A 14,757-nucleotide genomic window follows, 5' to 3' on the forward strand; every position below is an offset into this window, starting at 1 on the left:
GATTTCTCGCGGGTGTTCAGTACCCGTTCAGTGTTTCTTTACTTCATATTGCCGCCCGTAAATGTAACGTAGCGCAAGCCCCAGGCCCCAGCCAGAACCATTCGACGTAATGGTGGCCTGCTGTTGCGAACCATTGTTAACCGTATAGAGCAAGTCAGATTTAAGCGCGTCGCCCAGTCCCCAATATTTGCGGGCATAAAATCCTAACTCGAACCGAGTGGATAATCGGGTGGCATAGTCAATTCCCAGTTCGGCAATCCCCGTAACACTGTTAAAAATAGTCGTTGTATTGTTGAGTCTAAGCGTATCGATGCGATTTCTGCCACGCCGACTATAGCCAATCAGTTGAAAATCGCCCGTTTGTCCGCTTCCGTTAGGGATAAGCCACGCGCCCCCGGTGAGCCAGAAACCAGTGCCGTTTGCTGACCCTTTACCCGATCCAATGCGTCGTTTTATTCGTAGAGGAATGCCATAGCCGTTGTTCAGGTAATTAAATTCAAGCGGATCTGCATTGTTGGCAATCGTAATATTGAGGTGAATAGGCGACCGGGTGTAGCCCGTTTCAATAGTCCATGAATTATGGTATGTATAGCCCAGTAGAACACTCCAGGTAGCTTTTGTCAGGGTAGCGCTGCTCACCAGCCCGTCGAGCGAATTGCTCAGGATGCTGCCATCGTTTCGAAATCCACCTTCGACCCCTATATACCAGGTTTGTATTTCGTTGAGCTGATCCAGTAGCTCTCGTCGGTTATCGGCCCGCTTCGATTGCCGGGTTTTTAGATTATCGTCGGGATCTGCCAGAATCACCCGCCGACGAACAGGAGGAGGAGCATAATAATTTGTATCGATCACGACCTCCTGAGCTTGTGCCGATAGTGACAAACCGACCAGAAAGGCAAGAAGCGAGATATTTTTCATGGTATAGTGCCTGACCAAATAGACTCGTGTTTCTATAGTGATTACGCACATTTCCCTCACTACGTTGCTTGCCGGTGAAATTCCCCGAAAGAGCGCAGTTAGAATGACTGATGAACTACGATTGATTGTATAATTTCAGGATGGGTTCACTGATTGTTCGGCCGGTATCCGATAAAACAAACGCAATTGTTTGGCTGATTGCCTCTGGAGTTACCCATTTGGTCGGATCGGCATCGGGCATCGCCTGTCGATTTATTGGTGTATCGATGGTGCTGGGCACAATGACTGTTGCCGAAATATGTTTTCCTTTTCCCTGTGCATTGACCAGATTCGCCAGTTCAAAAATCAGCGATTTGCTGAGGGCATAGGCAAACAGGTTTTTGCCAGCCTCGGGCACCAGGGCAGGACGGGCTCCAATGAAAACAAACTGACCATTTCCGTGGGCTTCGAACCGGGCCATTAGGGGCTTAACGAGGTTGAACGCAGTTAAAAAATTAATCCGATACATCTTGTCCAGGGCTGACAGGTCAGTTTCCCCGATGCTGCCAGCCATAAATCCACCGACCAGCAACGCGGCCGCGTGAATGGGCTTATCAGCAATTCTGGCTAGAAAATCGGCTATTTTGTCCTCATCCAGCAGGTCGACAACATAACTTTCTACATTGGGCAGATGATTAAATAGTCCCGGTTCTTTCGCTGAGCCAAGTGTGGCTATAATGTGGTAGCCGTCGTTATGTAATTCTTCTACGAGGCTGATGCCCAGATTTCCGGAAGCACCGGTTACAAGTACAGATTTCATGTCTTCACAATTATCAGTTAAACCAACGTGAATTGGCCTTTGTCGAGGAAAGTAGTGTTGTTGGCAAGCTACCAATTTTTGATCAATCTGCCGTAGTGAAATCAGGTGGCAGATTCCACTAAAAATGGCTGAAATAATTCGGTGGAGTGCTGGTAGTAATGTTGCACCCAGAAACTCGATGATACTGTCTAGATTTATAACTACCTTTCATCTCTTATTGCATTTGGCTGTATAACAGTAGATTGCATGAAAGGATGACTGATTTTTCAGGACAGATCTATGGATAAAAGCCAGGCAATGCCGTGAAAGTAGGAATCACCCGTAGGATTTTTAGACGAAGGGCGTCTAATGCCTAAAAGCCATTCGCCCCGTATGAAAAAACACCTGTTGTTACTTGCCACTCTGTCCTTATTCCTACAACATTGTAAGTCGACCGAAGAAGCCCCAAACCCGGTCGAAACGGCCAGTCCGAGAGTACCCGAAACGGCTGACAACTACCTGACTACCTTACCGGCCCATATTCAGACGGCGCTGGCAGGCACTGACAATACCCCGACCAATAACCTCCTGACCAACGATGGAGCAGCGTTGGGGCGGGTGCTTTTTTACGATAAAAACTTATCGCTCAATCGAACGGTCAGTTGCGGGAGTTGCCATAAACAGGCTGCTTCGTTCGACGATGAGGTCGCGCTGAGTAAAGGCTTCAACAATGCCCTTACCACCCGCAATTCGATGTCGCTCCTCAATGTGCGGTTCTATAGATCAGGTAAAATGTTCTGGGATGAGCGGGCTGCTACCCTTGAAAAACAGGCTTTACAACCCATTCAGAATCCTTTGGAAATGGGACTTACCCTCGCTGAACTCGAAAATCGGGTAAAATCCCTGAGTTATTATCCTGCGCTATTTCAGAAGGCATTTGGCAGTACGACGGTCGATTCAATAAAAATCGCGAAAGCACTGGCCCAGTTTGAACGATCCCTTGTAACGTATCGATCCAAATACGACCGAGTGAAACAGGGTCTGGAGACCTTTACCGCTGCCGAAGCGCGTGGAGAACAGGTTTTTCTGGCAACACCGGGCGGGGGTGGAGCTATTTCCTGTGGCGGTTGCCACACGCCACCCATGTTTATTACATCGGCGCCGGCCGGGCCATTTGCTTTTCCACTCGAAGCGGGTATCAACGGACAAAATCGATTTAAAAGTGGATCGCTACGGAATGTCGGCACCCGTAAATTTTTGTTTCATCAGGGCACTATCCCCGATGTAAATTCGCTGTTCAATGGCCAACGTCCGGTGCCCGCTCATAATATACCTGCGCCAGATGTGGCCAATATGATCGCCTTTCTGAATACCCTCACCGACGAGTCGATAACCCAGGACCCTAAATTCTCAGATCCGTTTAACTAGACCGTTTGGAGCCGGACGCTAGGAAAACGGCTAATGAACGCTACATCAGAGATATAACCGAATATGGTTTCTTGTTAAGAAATAGTAGTTTTGCCCCATGGCAAACTACAAAAATGAGGGATTTAATCCCGAAGAAATAAACGCACTCAAGGAAGAGTGCCAGCAGGAAGGTAAATCGTTTGTGTATGTTGAAGACGATGATCTCGACGTGCTGGAATCCGGCGAATGCGTTCATATTCAGTTTCCAGGGGCTTACCAGGGGCAGGAGGTGATCTTTGACGCGCTGGTTTACACGCTGCGCCTGCACCACAGCAGCCTCGTATATGAAATGGCCGTTGAGGAGGTGCAGAAGACGTTTCCAGAGTATGTTCCGCCCGAAGACCGTAAGCCAACCTATAAAATCGCTCCTGAACTGGAAGAGGAAGCCGAAACGGCCCTGACCGAAATAATTGAGGAAATTGAAGAAACTGAAACGGTTAAAGTACAGGAACACGTAGAGGTTGACACTGAATTCGATTATGGTATCAGTCTGGATGTATGCCTGAACGTTGAAGAAATTACCGATGAAGTAATTGAGGACTTTGTCAGCAGCTTCAAAGCCAACAATCTACATTTAGATAACACGCTGTATTCATTTACAAGCAACGGGGAAGAGTAGTTACAGTGGGCAGTTTACAGTGGGCAGTATCCGATAAATAGGGCGTAGTGGCCAAAGACTGTTCACTGAGAACTGCTAACTGAAAACTGCCCACCGTATACTGGAACAGGCCAACTATGAAAACTACTTTTTCGGGCACCGATACCTACGTGGCAACCCGTGAACTCAGTACGGCCGTGAACGCGTCTATTCAGCTTCAGAAACCGCTGCTGATTAAAGGTGAACCCGGCACCGGTAAAACGTTGCTGGCCTATGAGATTGCACAGGCTCTTGGCAAGCCGCTTTATACCTGGCATATCAAATCGACAACATCGGCACAGCAGGGGCTTTATGAATATGACGCCGTATCGCGGTTGCGGGATTCGCAACTCGGAAGCGAGCGCATAGGAGATATTGAAGCATATATCAAAAAAGGAAAGCTTTGGGAGGCCTTCGAATCAGAGGAGCAGGCCGTTTTACTGATCGATGAGATCGATAAAGCTGATATTGAATTTCCCAATGATCTGCTTCAGGAACTCGACCGGATGGAGTTCTACTGCTATGAACTTCGCCGGACGATTTCGGCCAAACATCGGCCGGTAGTCATCATTACGTCTAACAACGAAAAAGAATTACCCGATGCGTTTCTGCGCAGGTGCTTTTTTCACTTCATCCGTTTCCCGGACCGGGAAACGATGCAGCAGATTGTTACCGTTCATTTTCCCAATCTGTCGCAGGAACTGATGATAAAAGCGATGTCGGTTTTCTACAGCATCCGCGACGTGAAAGCGCTCAAAAAGAAGCCATCGACGAGTGAACTGATTGACTGGATTCGTTTATTGTTAGTGGCGGGGGTTACGCAGGATGATCTGACGGATCTGGATGCGCTCAATGAACTGCCTCCATATCTGGGTTCATTGCTCAAAAATGAGCAGGATACCGATCTGATGTTGGCCCTGCGTAAAAAAGGTGGACGACCGTATTAAAATAATACGAGATGAGTTATGGATAAATCAAGTGCTTGATAGTTATAACTCCTCCTGTAGATCATTCAAACTGTGTTTCTCGATTTCTTTCTCCTCCTGCGTAAACACGCTTTGCCGGTCACATTGCCGGAATATCTGACGTTGTTGTCGGCGTTGCGGAGCGATGTCGGAAGCACGAACGTGGAGGATTTCTATTACCTGAGCAAAACGGCCCTAATCAAGCACGAACAGCACCTCGATTTGTTCGATCGGCTTTTTGGGGAGTATATTGCCGGCCGACAGTCGACACCTTTGGGAAGTCTTCCCGATGTACCTCCCGATTGGTTAAAAGATGCGATCAACGATCAGCTAACTAACGAAGATCGGGTGGATCTTGACGCTGCTGGTGGTCTGGACGCACTCTGGCAGCAATTTCGCGAATTACTCGACGAGCAGAATGCACGGAATGAAAACGGACCAATGTTTGGTGGTAGTCGCTGGATTGGTACGGATGGAACATCACCGTTTGGAACCAATGGCGGGGGTAGTTCGCCGGAAGGCTTTAACCTTGATACCGGTGAAAAATCCCCGTCGGGCGGTAACCGCAGCGCATCGAAAGTTTGGGAACAGCGTGACTACAAAAATCTCGACGACAGTATTGAACTGAATACACGCAACCTGAAAATGGCCCTGCGCCGGTTGCGAATTCTAACCCGTGAGGGTGTTGAGGATGAACTGGACATTGATGGTACAATCGACAGCACGAGCCGCAATGCAGGTATGCTGGACATTCAGATGCAGCCATCCCGTAAGAATCGCGTAAAAGTGTTGATGCTTTTTGATGTGGGAGGTTCAATGGACGAGCATATCGAACTGTGTTCGCATCTGTTCTCGGCAGCCCGCTATCAGTTCAAGCATCTTGAGTTTATGTACTTCCACAATTGTGTTTATGAAACCTTGTGGAAAGACAACCTGCGCCGACGTGAACGCGTGCCTACATGGGAAGTACTGCACAAATACAACAAAGATTATAAAGTGATTTTCGTTGGTGATGCGGCCATGTCGCCCTACGAAATTACAATGGCTAAAGGGAGTGTAGAACATTACAACGAAGAGGCTGGTATTGTCTGGCTCGGCCGATTTAAGGCACAATATCCGAATTTGGTCTGGCTTAATCCCAATGTTGCGGCTTATTGGAAATATACACAAAGTACATCGCTCATCCGCGAGTGGTCAGGTAATCGAATGTTTCCACTCACGCTGAATGGCCTGGAGCAGGCAATGAAAAGTTTGAAGAACCCGAAAATTACATTTTAGACAATCTTACGGAGTTTGCTGTAGGAACTAAACGAAAGTTTAGGCCTGAATACCAGCGAGTTTGGGGAAGTCAATGAGGATAAAATAGGGTTGTTAGTATCAAGTACAATACGGTAATCAGACATCTGTATTTAATGAGATAAACGAATCATCAGTATATCCTTTTTCTTCCCAAACCTGATCTGCCTGATTCCTCAGTTTTTCCAAGAAGAATTTTGCCATCACTTTTTTCAGTTCGAGCAATGTCTCGTCCGAAACGCCTGTCGAGTAAAGCTTTAGTAATTCCATCTGCACATTCGACAAGGGCGGCTTTAGGTTAGTAAGCATAGTTTTTTCTATTTACCAGAACAAAAATAATAGGGATACTGTGATTTGATGCCTGCCCGGAGACCATACGGAGTTGACTAACCTGGAGATTGTATTCTACATTACTTTAAAATTTGCTGAACGAACAATGTGTTTTCTCTTCGGTATTTTTGGATGCATTCTGCCTTCTCGGGCAATGAGTTGGTCCGACGTTATCTGCAAATGATGGCTCTCATTCCCTGAATGCGTATTTTTGTAATCTATGCATTTATTTTATCAGCCAAAGCCAGTTCTTTACCTCACCGAAGACGATTCCCGCCATGCTGTCAAAACCCTGCGGCTGGGTATTGGCGACTCGATTGCCATAACGGACGGACACGGAAACCGGCATTCGGCCGTTATTACACTGGCCGATAGTCGACGGTGTACGTTTCGAATAGTCGATACCCACATGACGGCCCCGCGCCCGTTTTCGGTCCGAATTTGTGTAGCGCCGACAAAAAATATAGACCGTATTGAGTGGTTTATCGAAAAAGCTGTCGAAATTGGTATTGAGCGAATCAGTTTCTTTTTCGGCCAACATTCTGAACGGCGGGTGCTGAAGCTTGACCGGCTCGAAAAAATTGCCATTGCCGCGATGAAACAGTCGTTGCAGTCGTTTCTGCCCCAGCTAGATGATGCCGTTTCGTTTGGTGATTTACTAAAAACAGTGGGCGGGTCGACCTTTCAGGAAGAGCAATTGTATATCGCTCATTTACCCGAAAATGCAGCTGCTGTACAGTTGGCCAAGGCAGCTACAACTGCTGGCCGGTATGCGGTTTTGATTGGGCCCGAAGGTGATTTTTCGGAAAAAGAAATTCAACAGTCTGTTGCCGCTGGCTTTCAGATGGTGACGCTAGGTCCTAACCGACTGCGTACAGAAACCGCTGCACTGACGGCTTGTCAGTTATTAAATTTTATAAATACATGAAAAAGCTGCTGTTCATCTTAGTTGTTATTCTTCAATCGTCATTCTTTACTGCGCATGCGCAGTATGCTTATAAAGTTGCCAAGCTGAAGTACAACGGTGGGGGCGACTGGTATGCCAATAAAACATCAATGCCGAACCTGATCAAGTTTGCCAATGCCAATCTTCGGATGAACATCTTCCCCGAAGAAGATATTGTTGAACCCGGCAGTCCGGATATATTCGGATACCCATTTATTCACATGACTGGCCACGGTAATGTCACGTTCAGTGAAGGCGACGTACAAAATATGCGCCGATACCTGATTTCAGGAGGGTTTCTACACATTGACGACAACTATGGCCTGGATAAATTTATTCGTCGCGAGATGAAAAAAGTCTTTCCTGAACTTTCTTTTGTGGAGTTGCCGTTCAATCACCCTGTTTATCAGCAGAAGTTTAAATTTGCCAGTGGGCTGCCTAAAGTGCACGAGCACGATGGAAAAGCTCCGCAAGGATTTGGCCTGATTTATCAGGGTCGTCTGGTCTGCTTTTATAGTTACGAGTGTGATTTGGGCAACGGTTGGGAAGACCAAAGCGTTTACAATGATCCTGAGCCAACACGGCAACAAGCCCTTCGAATGGGCGCCAATTTGCTTCAATACGCTACAACAACGAACTAAGAATTTGTGAGAAAGTAAGTTGGCTCATTGGTTCTCCTGCTATTTCCCAGGCGCGCAATTGCCTACTTTATAACCACTACCCATTCGCTCTAATGGCCTGAATTTCAAAATAATTAAAGTATTATTTGGAGACGGCAAGCCAAAACGGTTTAAATTTCGTTAGTTTTGTAGGAGTATTCTTATGTCACTCGGTTGTTCACCTTTTAATCAGTCATTATTGTGATTGTACTGGCCGCATTCATCGGACACTGGTATTTGTCCCTGTTTTGCCAAACATTCTTTCTGCATCGCTATTCAGCCCATAAAATGTTCGCTATGAGCAAGTTTTGGGAGCGGTTCTTCTATTTCCTGACCTACCTCTCGCAAGGATCATCCTACCTAAGTCCACGGGCTTATGCCGTATTACACCGGATGCACCATGCGTTTAGCGACACACCCAAAGACCCACACTCGCCCCATCATACAAAGAACGTATTCACGATGATGTGGCAGACGAAAAATATCTACAACGCCGTTCTGCACCGTAAACAAGTTATCGAAAAGCAATTCGACCGGAATTATCCAGAGTGGAATTTTATCGAAAAACTCGGTGATTCCTGGATTTCGAGAGCGGGTTGGGGTGTGTTTTATAGCCTGTTCTACGTCTTTGCTTTTATCTATCTGGATATGCACTGGGCGTTTTTCTTCCTGTTGCCTGTTCACTTCGTAATGGGCCCCGTACACGGTGCAATCATCAACTGGAGCGGCCACAAGTATGGCTATGCTAACTTCGATAACCATGACAAGTCGAAGAATTCCCTGATTCTGGATGTTGTGATGATGGGTGAATTATTTCAGAATAACCACCACAAACGCCCGAACTCGGCCAATTTTGGAGCCAAGTGGTTTGAATTTGATCCAACCTATCCGGTTATCGGTCTTTTACATAAGCTTCATATTGTTCGTATGCGACCTTCAGCAGAAAGCAAAAAGGCTCAGTTCGAAGTTGGGCATGACCGACGGGTTGAAGACGAAATAGAAGCCTGATCATCCCAATATGACCAAAACAAAAAGTCCCGACATGTATCGGGACTTTTTGTTTTGGTAGTCTTTCCAAAAATTTGCCTATAGCTATAGGAGTGCCGTAGCTACATCCTGCCAGGACGTTACGCGCCGAAACTGCCGGTCATCCCGATTATGCAGGGCATCGAACAACAAGCCTTCGCCCTGAAACGTACGCAGGTTTCGCGGCAGATCGTCAATCAGGAAATCAGTATTCAGGACGCTCTTGTCGCCCAGAAAGATGTAATTATGCCAGGAGAGAGCCGGAAAATGTTCCTGTAGCCAATCCCACTTTTCCCGTAACGAATTCGGGAATTCCTGAGCAGCCGAAGCGACAAAAACATCATATTTTGTCATCAGATCGGCAATAACATCCTGAGCACCCTCCATTACCGGAATATCCCGAAAGAATCCCACTTCATAGACACGCTCCGATATGGCCTTGTATTCGTGCTCGTCGAACAATTCATGGAATGATTTTTCTTTTAATTCTTCGAGCGTATATCGAGGCATTTCGCCTTCCAGATAGAGCTTGACAAACTTGGCGTGAGTGTCGGCCATGACATCATCCATGTCAATAGCAATGCGTTGTTTCATACACGTTTTAAACCAGGATTGAGCCAATTTAGGGATTTACAGGATTTCTTCCAGGAGAAAGCAAAATCCCATAAATCAGCTCAATCCCGGTCAGATTTTTCGATTGATATCAAATTGTTCCAGATAATCGGCCACGCGCCGGACAAATTGCCCACCCAGCGAGCCATCGACAACGCGGTGGTCGTAGGAGTGCGACAGAAACATCAACTGGCGAATGCCAATAAAATCGCCCTGGGGCGTTTCAATAACAGCGGGCTTTTTGACAATGGCCCCGAATGCCATAATGGCCACCTGAGGTTGAACAATAATGGGGGTTCCCATCAGGTTGCCGAACGTACCGATATTGGAGATCGTGTAAGTGCCCCCCGCCAGATCGTCGGCAGAAAGTTTGTTTTCACGAGCGCGTTTGGTCAGTTCGTTCACTTTCCTGGTTAGGCCAACCAGATTATACTGATCGGCATCATGAATGACCGGAACGATCAGATTACCACTGGGTAATGCGACCGCCATACCGATATTGACCGATTTTTTTACCAGTATCGAATCGCCCTCTACCGAAATGTTAATCATCGGAAAGTCTTTAATGGCCTTTACGATGGCTTCAACCAGAATCGGCGTGTAGGTTAGGTTCTCGCCAGTTTGTTGCTTAAACTGATCTTTGATACGGGTTCTCCACTCAACCACGGGAGTCAGATCGGCCTCAACGAACGAACTGACATGGGGCGAAATCTGCTTCGATTCCACCATCCGCTGGGCGATCATTTTCCGCATCCGATCCATCTGAATGATGTCGGTGTGACCGTTGAGCGACGCGCTTTTTGGGCTTTCGGGTTTCCTGGCTGGCTGTGTTGGGAGGGCAATCGACTGGCCGTTAACTGCTGACTGCTGACTACTCATTACAGGTTGAAGCCGACCTTCGGAGCGGTCGATGACATAAGCCAGAATATCTTTTTTCGTGACCCGATTTTCGAGGCCAGATCCTGGAATACGATCGAGTTCGTCGCGCGAAACACCTTCTTCCTTCGCAATGTTCAACACCAGTGGTGAATAGAATCGGTCGGAGAAAACGGCCTGACTGCCTGCCAGTGCGGTAGCCGAAGCTGCAACGGCTTTTTCTGGGATAACAGAACGGCTGCTCATGGCTGCAATGCTGGTTTCCAGCTCGCGTGCCGATTCGGAGACCTCACCGCTTTCTAGTTCGGCAGGAACATTCGCTACGTCGCCGATTCCTTCTGGCGTCTGATTAGCCTCTAACTGGGGCTTACCAGTCACAGGTTGGGTTTCAGATGTGATTTCTTCCTCGACTTCGATACGGGCAATGGGCGCACCAATCGCCACAACATCGCCATCATTAACCAGAATTTCTTTCAGGATGCCATTTTGCGGGGCCGGAACTTCGGTATCTACCTTATCGGTAGCAACTTCCAATACCGATTCGTCGGCTTCAATACGATCACCGGGCTGCTTCAGCCAGGCAATAATCGTACACTCCATTATGCTTTCGCCCATTTTGGGCATAACCATGTCAATGAGAGCCATATTTCTCTAATGATGAATGTCGAATGATAGGTTCTGACTACTGAACAAACCAACTGCTGGTTTAATTAGTCAGAACCTATCATTCGACATTAGTTTAAAAGTTCTTCCCGCAGCATGTTCAGCACATACGTCGAGGTGAGTTGAATGTTCTGGTCGCGATACTGGCCGAGCCGGAGTAATCTCGCAACGGTGCGTTGGTCGGTAGCGCAGGCAATCCAGATGGTGCCAACGGGTTTCTCGGGTGTACCACCGTCCGGGCCAGCAATACCACTGGTTGCAATGCCAACATTGGTTCCAAGTGCTTTACGGACACCCTCCGCCATTTGACGAATCGTTTCTTCACTTACGGCACCAAACTGCTCTAAGGTAGCCGGTTCGACACCTAATTGATTCACCTTAATGGCATTGCTGTAACTCACAATGCTTCCCCAGAAATAGGCCGACGAACCCGGCACTTTAGTAATCTGGGATGATACATAGCCTCCTGTACAGCTTTCGGCAATACCAAGTGTCAACTGTTTGTCTTTTAGCAAGCGACCAACGACCACTTCCAGTTCATCATCATCGTAGCCATATACATTTTTTTCGATTAACGGCAGCACTTTTTCGACCTGTTCGGCGAGTTGCTGGTCGAGCAGGGCATCGTTATCGCCAGTCGTAGTCAGACGTAGTTTGACCCCCCCGAAACTGGGCAGATACGCTAGCTTTATCGGTTCTGGCAAGGCATCCTCCCAGGCTTCGATGCGTTCGGCCAGAAATGATTCGCCAATGCCCACCGTCCGAATCATTTTATGCTTGATGATCGGCGTCTTGAAATGCTCGCGCAGTTTGGGCAGAATCCGGTTCGACATCAGGTGTTTCATTTCGAACGGTACACCCGGCAGCGATACGTAGACGCATCCGTCATGCTCGAACCACATGCCCGGAGCGGTTCCCCAGTCGTTCTGAATGTACGTGGCGTTGGCGGGTAAGTCGGCCTGGCCCCGGTTGAGGTCAGTCATTTCGCGACCCCGTTTTTCAAAGAAACCCGTCACCAAAGCCAGCGCCGTTTCGTTACGGACCAGATCAACGCCAAAATACGTACAGAGCGTTTTCTTGGTGATATCATCTTTGGTGGGGCCAAGGCCACCGGTCAGAATAATAACGTCGGCACGTTGGTGCGCTTCATGAAGAATTTGAAGAATGGCGTCGGCCTGATCGCCTACCGAGGACTTGCGGACAATGCGAATACCGATGTTGGTAAGTTCAGTACCGAGCCAGGCTGTATTGGTGTCAGTAATCTGTCCGAATAATATTTCGTCGCCGATAGTAACCACTTCGGCACGGATCGTGTTGGTCATAATGGATGCGGCCCGGAGGTCGCTGTAAATGGTGAAGCGGGGTATGCTTAAACCTTCGCTTCTGACAGCGGTCAAAAGTACGAAAAAACGATTTAGAGCCGTTGTCCGTTATTTATTGGCAACCTGATTTACCTAACTAATGAAAAAAAATGTTCTTACAGCCACGTTGCTGGCTATGACGATCAGCGCAACCAGCTTCGGTCAGGACTCTACGCGTCAGAAATCGTCGGGCGGTGGTATTTTTGGTAAAATTCTGGAGGCCGTTACCCAGCCATCGGCCGGGACTTCGGGCGGTCTTACCAACAGTGATATTGCCTCCGGCCTGAAAGAAGCATTACGAATAGGCGTAACGAATGGCTCTACTCAGGCATCGCAGTTAGATGGTTATTTTAAAAATCCACTGCTGAAGCTTGCGTTTCCACCCGAAGCACAAAAAGTGGCGACTAAACTTCGCCAGTTAGGGTTTAACAAACAGGTCGATCAGTTTGAGTTATCGCTCAACCGGGCTGCTGAAGATGCCGCTAAAAAAGCCGCTCCCGTGTTCGTTAAAGCCATTACGTCGATGAGCATTCAGGATGCGGTTGGTATTCTGGGCGGCCCTAATGACGCAGCTACTCAATATTTACGCCGGACATCGGGCCAACAACTGGTGACTGAATTTACACCTATCATCGACAGCACGCTGAAGAAAAATAATGCTACCCGTTATTATGGCGATCTCGTTAATACGTACAACAAGATTCCATTTGTGCAGAAAGCGAATCCTAATCTTACCGAATATGCGACGAATAAGGCCGTTGACGGTTTGTTTATTCTGGTAGCTCAGGAAGAAACGAAAATTCGCGAAAATCCGGCTGCCCGCGTAACCGATCTGTTGAAGAAGGTGTTTTCGAAGCAGTAATTCGGGCCTGACCCAGTTTAAAAAAGCCTGCCGAACGCATTAAACGTTCGGCAGGCTTTTTTGCAAGTATTCCTCCTTCGATTATCCGCCCATATAGGCATCGTTATTCAGATACTCAAGCTTATTATTCCACACCAGCGCAATCTGAGTGGCCCGCTGCCGTACCTGCTCGGCGGTTTCGCCCGAAAAATTCTCCGTGAGGGTTGCCGAGAATAACTGTAGCCATCGCTCAAAGTGCTCGATAGTAAGCGTATGCTTCTGATTGACAATCAGGTGTGGTCGAAATGGATGGCCATCATAGGCATTGTTGCCCAGAATGATGCTTTCCCAGAACGCGTACATTTTGGGTAAATGCTTCGAAAAGTCAACCTGGGCTACATCGGTGAAAATCGGGCCGATCAGCGGATCAATCTGCACTTTTTCATAGAATGAATCCACCAGAAATCGAATATCTTCTGGCGAATCGAGTGTTCGTTGAGGCATAACGTACCTGGTTGAAACTGACTTTTACACGAATAGCTCTTCGTATTGGTCAGCCTTAAAGCCTAACGCAATAATTTGCCCATTTGATTCAATCAAAGGCCGACGAATCACGGATGGTTTGTCGATCATCAGCGCAATAGCTTCTTCTGCGCTGGTCGGTTTTTCTGTATCAGGCAGCTTTTTCCAGGTTTGCCCAGCGCGGTTAACCAGGTCAGTCCAGGGCTTTTGCGTAAGCCAGTGCTCAATTGTTTTTCGGTCGATTCCCTGCTTTTTATAGTCGTAAAATTGATAATCAATGCCGTGTTCGGCAAGCCATGACCGGCCTTTTTTCACGGTATCGCAATTCGGAATGGCGTATAAGGTATACATAGTGATTGGTTTTGTGAGGGCGAATTTAGTAACGCAGGCGGAAACCCGTACAGCCTATTTTGGTGTTGGAAGTACATGTCTCCATTGCGACGGTGAACCGTCCACGTTACGTATATTTGCATCCATGAAAAAATCAGACATTCATTTTGCCGTCGAATTAGATAATCAGAATATTCCCGAAAAAATTTATTGGGAGGCTACCGATAACCCAAACGAGGGTCTAAGTGATACACGGGCCATTGCTATTGCACTTTGGGATCATTACCACAACAGTACGCTTAAAATTGACCTTTGGACAAAGGAGATGGAGGTTGTGGACATGAAACGCTTCCTGATCGAGATCATGAGCGGCATTGCCGATACGGCGATTAATGCAACCGGCGATAAGCGTATGGCAACCGACATCGAAAACACATGCCGTGTGCTGAGCAAGCGGCTCGAAGAAGAAATTAAAGAGCAGCAAAAGCAACAGTAATCAACACCGAAGCGGCCTGATTGGTCGTTAGTTT

General features: G+C 47.5%; 17 protein-coding genes. 9 read left to right on the top strand and 8 right to left on the bottom strand.

The window, feature by feature from the left end; genetic code table 11:
- Positions 1–27: 27 nt before the first annotated feature.
- Both GJR95_RS31130 and GJR95_RS31135 read right to left on the bottom strand, forming a co-directional pair.
- Entirely contained in the window at positions 28–918 is an 891-nt protein-coding gene (locus GJR95_RS31130; protein ID WP_162389573.1) for a hypothetical protein, read from the bottom strand.
- A gap of 115 nt (positions 919–1,033) precedes the next feature.
- Entirely contained in the window at positions 1,034–1,717 is a 684-nt protein-coding gene (locus GJR95_RS31135; protein ID WP_162389574.1) for an SDR family NAD(P)-dependent oxidoreductase, read from the bottom strand.
- Positions 1,718–2,089: 372 nt separating this feature from the next.
- Between GJR95_RS31135 and GJR95_RS31140 the strand changes: the two genes are divergently transcribed.
- The 4 genes from GJR95_RS31140 (at position 2,090) to GJR95_RS31155 (ending at position 6,043) form a co-directional block, all read left to right on the top strand.
- The gene (locus GJR95_RS31140) at positions 2,090–3,124 is read left to right on the top strand and encodes a cytochrome-c peroxidase (protein ID WP_162389575.1); all 1,035 of its coding nucleotides are present in this window, start codon (positions 2,090–2,092) and stop codon (positions 3,122–3,124) included.
- Positions 3,125–3,221: 97 nt separating this feature from the next.
- Positions 3,222–3,782, top strand: a complete 561-nt coding sequence (locus tag GJR95_RS31145; protein WP_162389576.1) for a hypothetical protein — start codon at positions 3,222–3,224, stop codon at positions 3,780–3,782.
- Between the two features lie 116 nt (positions 3,783–3,898).
- The gene (locus GJR95_RS31150) at positions 3,899–4,747 is read left to right on the top strand and encodes an AAA family ATPase (RefSeq protein ID WP_162389577.1); all 849 of its coding nucleotides are present in this window, start codon (positions 3,899–3,901) and stop codon (positions 4,745–4,747) included.
- A gap of 72 nt (positions 4,748–4,819) precedes the next feature.
- On the top strand, positions 4,820–6,043 hold the full coding sequence (locus GJR95_RS31155) for a vWA domain-containing protein (RefSeq protein ID WP_162389578.1): 1,224 nt from the start codon (positions 4,820–4,822) through the stop codon (positions 6,041–6,043).
- 117 nt (positions 6,044–6,160) lie between these two features.
- On the opposite strand, the gene GJR95_RS31160 is transcribed toward GJR95_RS31155, so the two are convergent.
- Positions 6,161–6,370, bottom strand: coding sequence for a hypothetical protein (locus GJR95_RS31160; RefSeq protein ID WP_162389579.1), 210 nt, complete (start codon positions 6,368–6,370; stop codon positions 6,161–6,163).
- Between the two features lie 241 nt (positions 6,371–6,611).
- Here GJR95_RS31160 and GJR95_RS31165 point away from each other — a divergent pair, with 241 nt between their 5' ends.
- From GJR95_RS31165 to GJR95_RS31175, 3 genes are all read left to right on the top strand, one after another.
- Positions 6,612–7,319 (top strand): RsmE family RNA methyltransferase, encoded by a 708-nt coding sequence (locus GJR95_RS31165; protein WP_162389580.1) that lies wholly within the window; start codon positions 6,612–6,614, stop codon positions 7,317–7,319.
- Positions 7,316–7,978 carry a DUF4159 domain-containing protein gene (locus GJR95_RS31170; protein WP_162389581.1) on the top strand — a complete coding sequence of 221 codons (663 nt, stop codon included), beginning with the start codon at positions 7,316–7,318 and terminating at the stop codon, positions 7,976–7,978. The genes GJR95_RS31165 and GJR95_RS31170 overlap by 4 nt, the downstream gene beginning before the upstream one ends.
- A 219-nt stretch (positions 7,979–8,197) precedes the next feature.
- Entirely contained in the window at positions 8,198–9,004 is an 807-nt protein-coding gene (locus tag GJR95_RS31175; RefSeq protein WP_162389582.1) for an acyl-CoA desaturase, read from the top strand.
- An 84-nt stretch (positions 9,005–9,088) separates the two neighbouring features.
- Here GJR95_RS31175 and GJR95_RS31180 read toward each other — a convergent pair whose 3' ends face one another.
- From GJR95_RS31180 to GJR95_RS31190, 3 genes are all read right to left on the bottom strand, one after another.
- Complete coding sequence (locus tag GJR95_RS31180; protein WP_162389583.1) at positions 9,089–9,616, bottom strand: 5' nucleotidase, NT5C type; 528 nt, start codon at positions 9,614–9,616, stop codon at positions 9,089–9,091.
- Positions 9,617–9,706: 90 nt separating this feature from the next.
- Positions 9,707–11,155, bottom strand: coding sequence for a dihydrolipoamide acetyltransferase family protein (locus tag GJR95_RS31185; protein ID WP_162389584.1), 1,449 nt, complete (start codon positions 11,153–11,155; stop codon positions 9,707–9,709).
- Positions 11,156–11,244: 89 nt separating this feature from the next.
- Positions 11,245–12,495, bottom strand: coding sequence for a competence/damage-inducible protein A (locus GJR95_RS31190; protein ID WP_162391933.1), 1,251 nt, complete (start codon positions 12,493–12,495; stop codon positions 11,245–11,247).
- Between the two features lie 139 nt (positions 12,496–12,634).
- Here GJR95_RS31190 and GJR95_RS31195 point away from each other — a divergent pair, with 139 nt between their 5' ends.
- Entirely contained in the window at positions 12,635–13,396 is a 762-nt protein-coding gene (locus GJR95_RS31195) for a DUF4197 domain-containing protein (RefSeq protein ID WP_162389585.1), read from the top strand.
- An 81-nt stretch (positions 13,397–13,477) separates the two neighbouring features.
- Here the strand turns inward: GJR95_RS31195 and GJR95_RS31200 are convergent, their stop codons facing one another.
- Both GJR95_RS31200 and GJR95_RS31205 read right to left on the bottom strand, forming a co-directional pair.
- Complete coding sequence (locus tag GJR95_RS31200; RefSeq protein WP_162389586.1) at positions 13,478–13,879, bottom strand: group III truncated hemoglobin; 402 nt, start codon at positions 13,877–13,879, stop codon at positions 13,478–13,480.
- 24 nt (positions 13,880–13,903) lie between these two features.
- Positions 13,904–14,248 carry a Spx/MgsR family RNA polymerase-binding regulatory protein gene (locus tag GJR95_RS31205; protein ID WP_162389587.1) on the bottom strand — a complete coding sequence of 115 codons (345 nt, stop codon included), beginning with the start codon at positions 14,246–14,248 and terminating at the stop codon, positions 13,904–13,906.
- Positions 14,249–14,372: 124 nt separating this feature from the next.
- Between GJR95_RS31205 and gldC the strand changes: the two genes are divergently transcribed.
- Positions 14,373–14,723, top strand: coding sequence for a gliding motility protein GldC (gene gldC, locus GJR95_RS31210; RefSeq protein WP_162389588.1), 351 nt, complete (start codon positions 14,373–14,375; stop codon positions 14,721–14,723).
- Positions 14,724–14,757 lie beyond the last annotated feature (34 nt).

Origin of the sequence: Spirosoma endbachense (genome assembly GCF_010233585.1) — a bacterium.
GTDB classification, from domain to species: domain Bacteria; phylum Bacteroidota; class Bacteroidia; order Cytophagales; family Spirosomataceae; genus Spirosoma; species Spirosoma endbachense.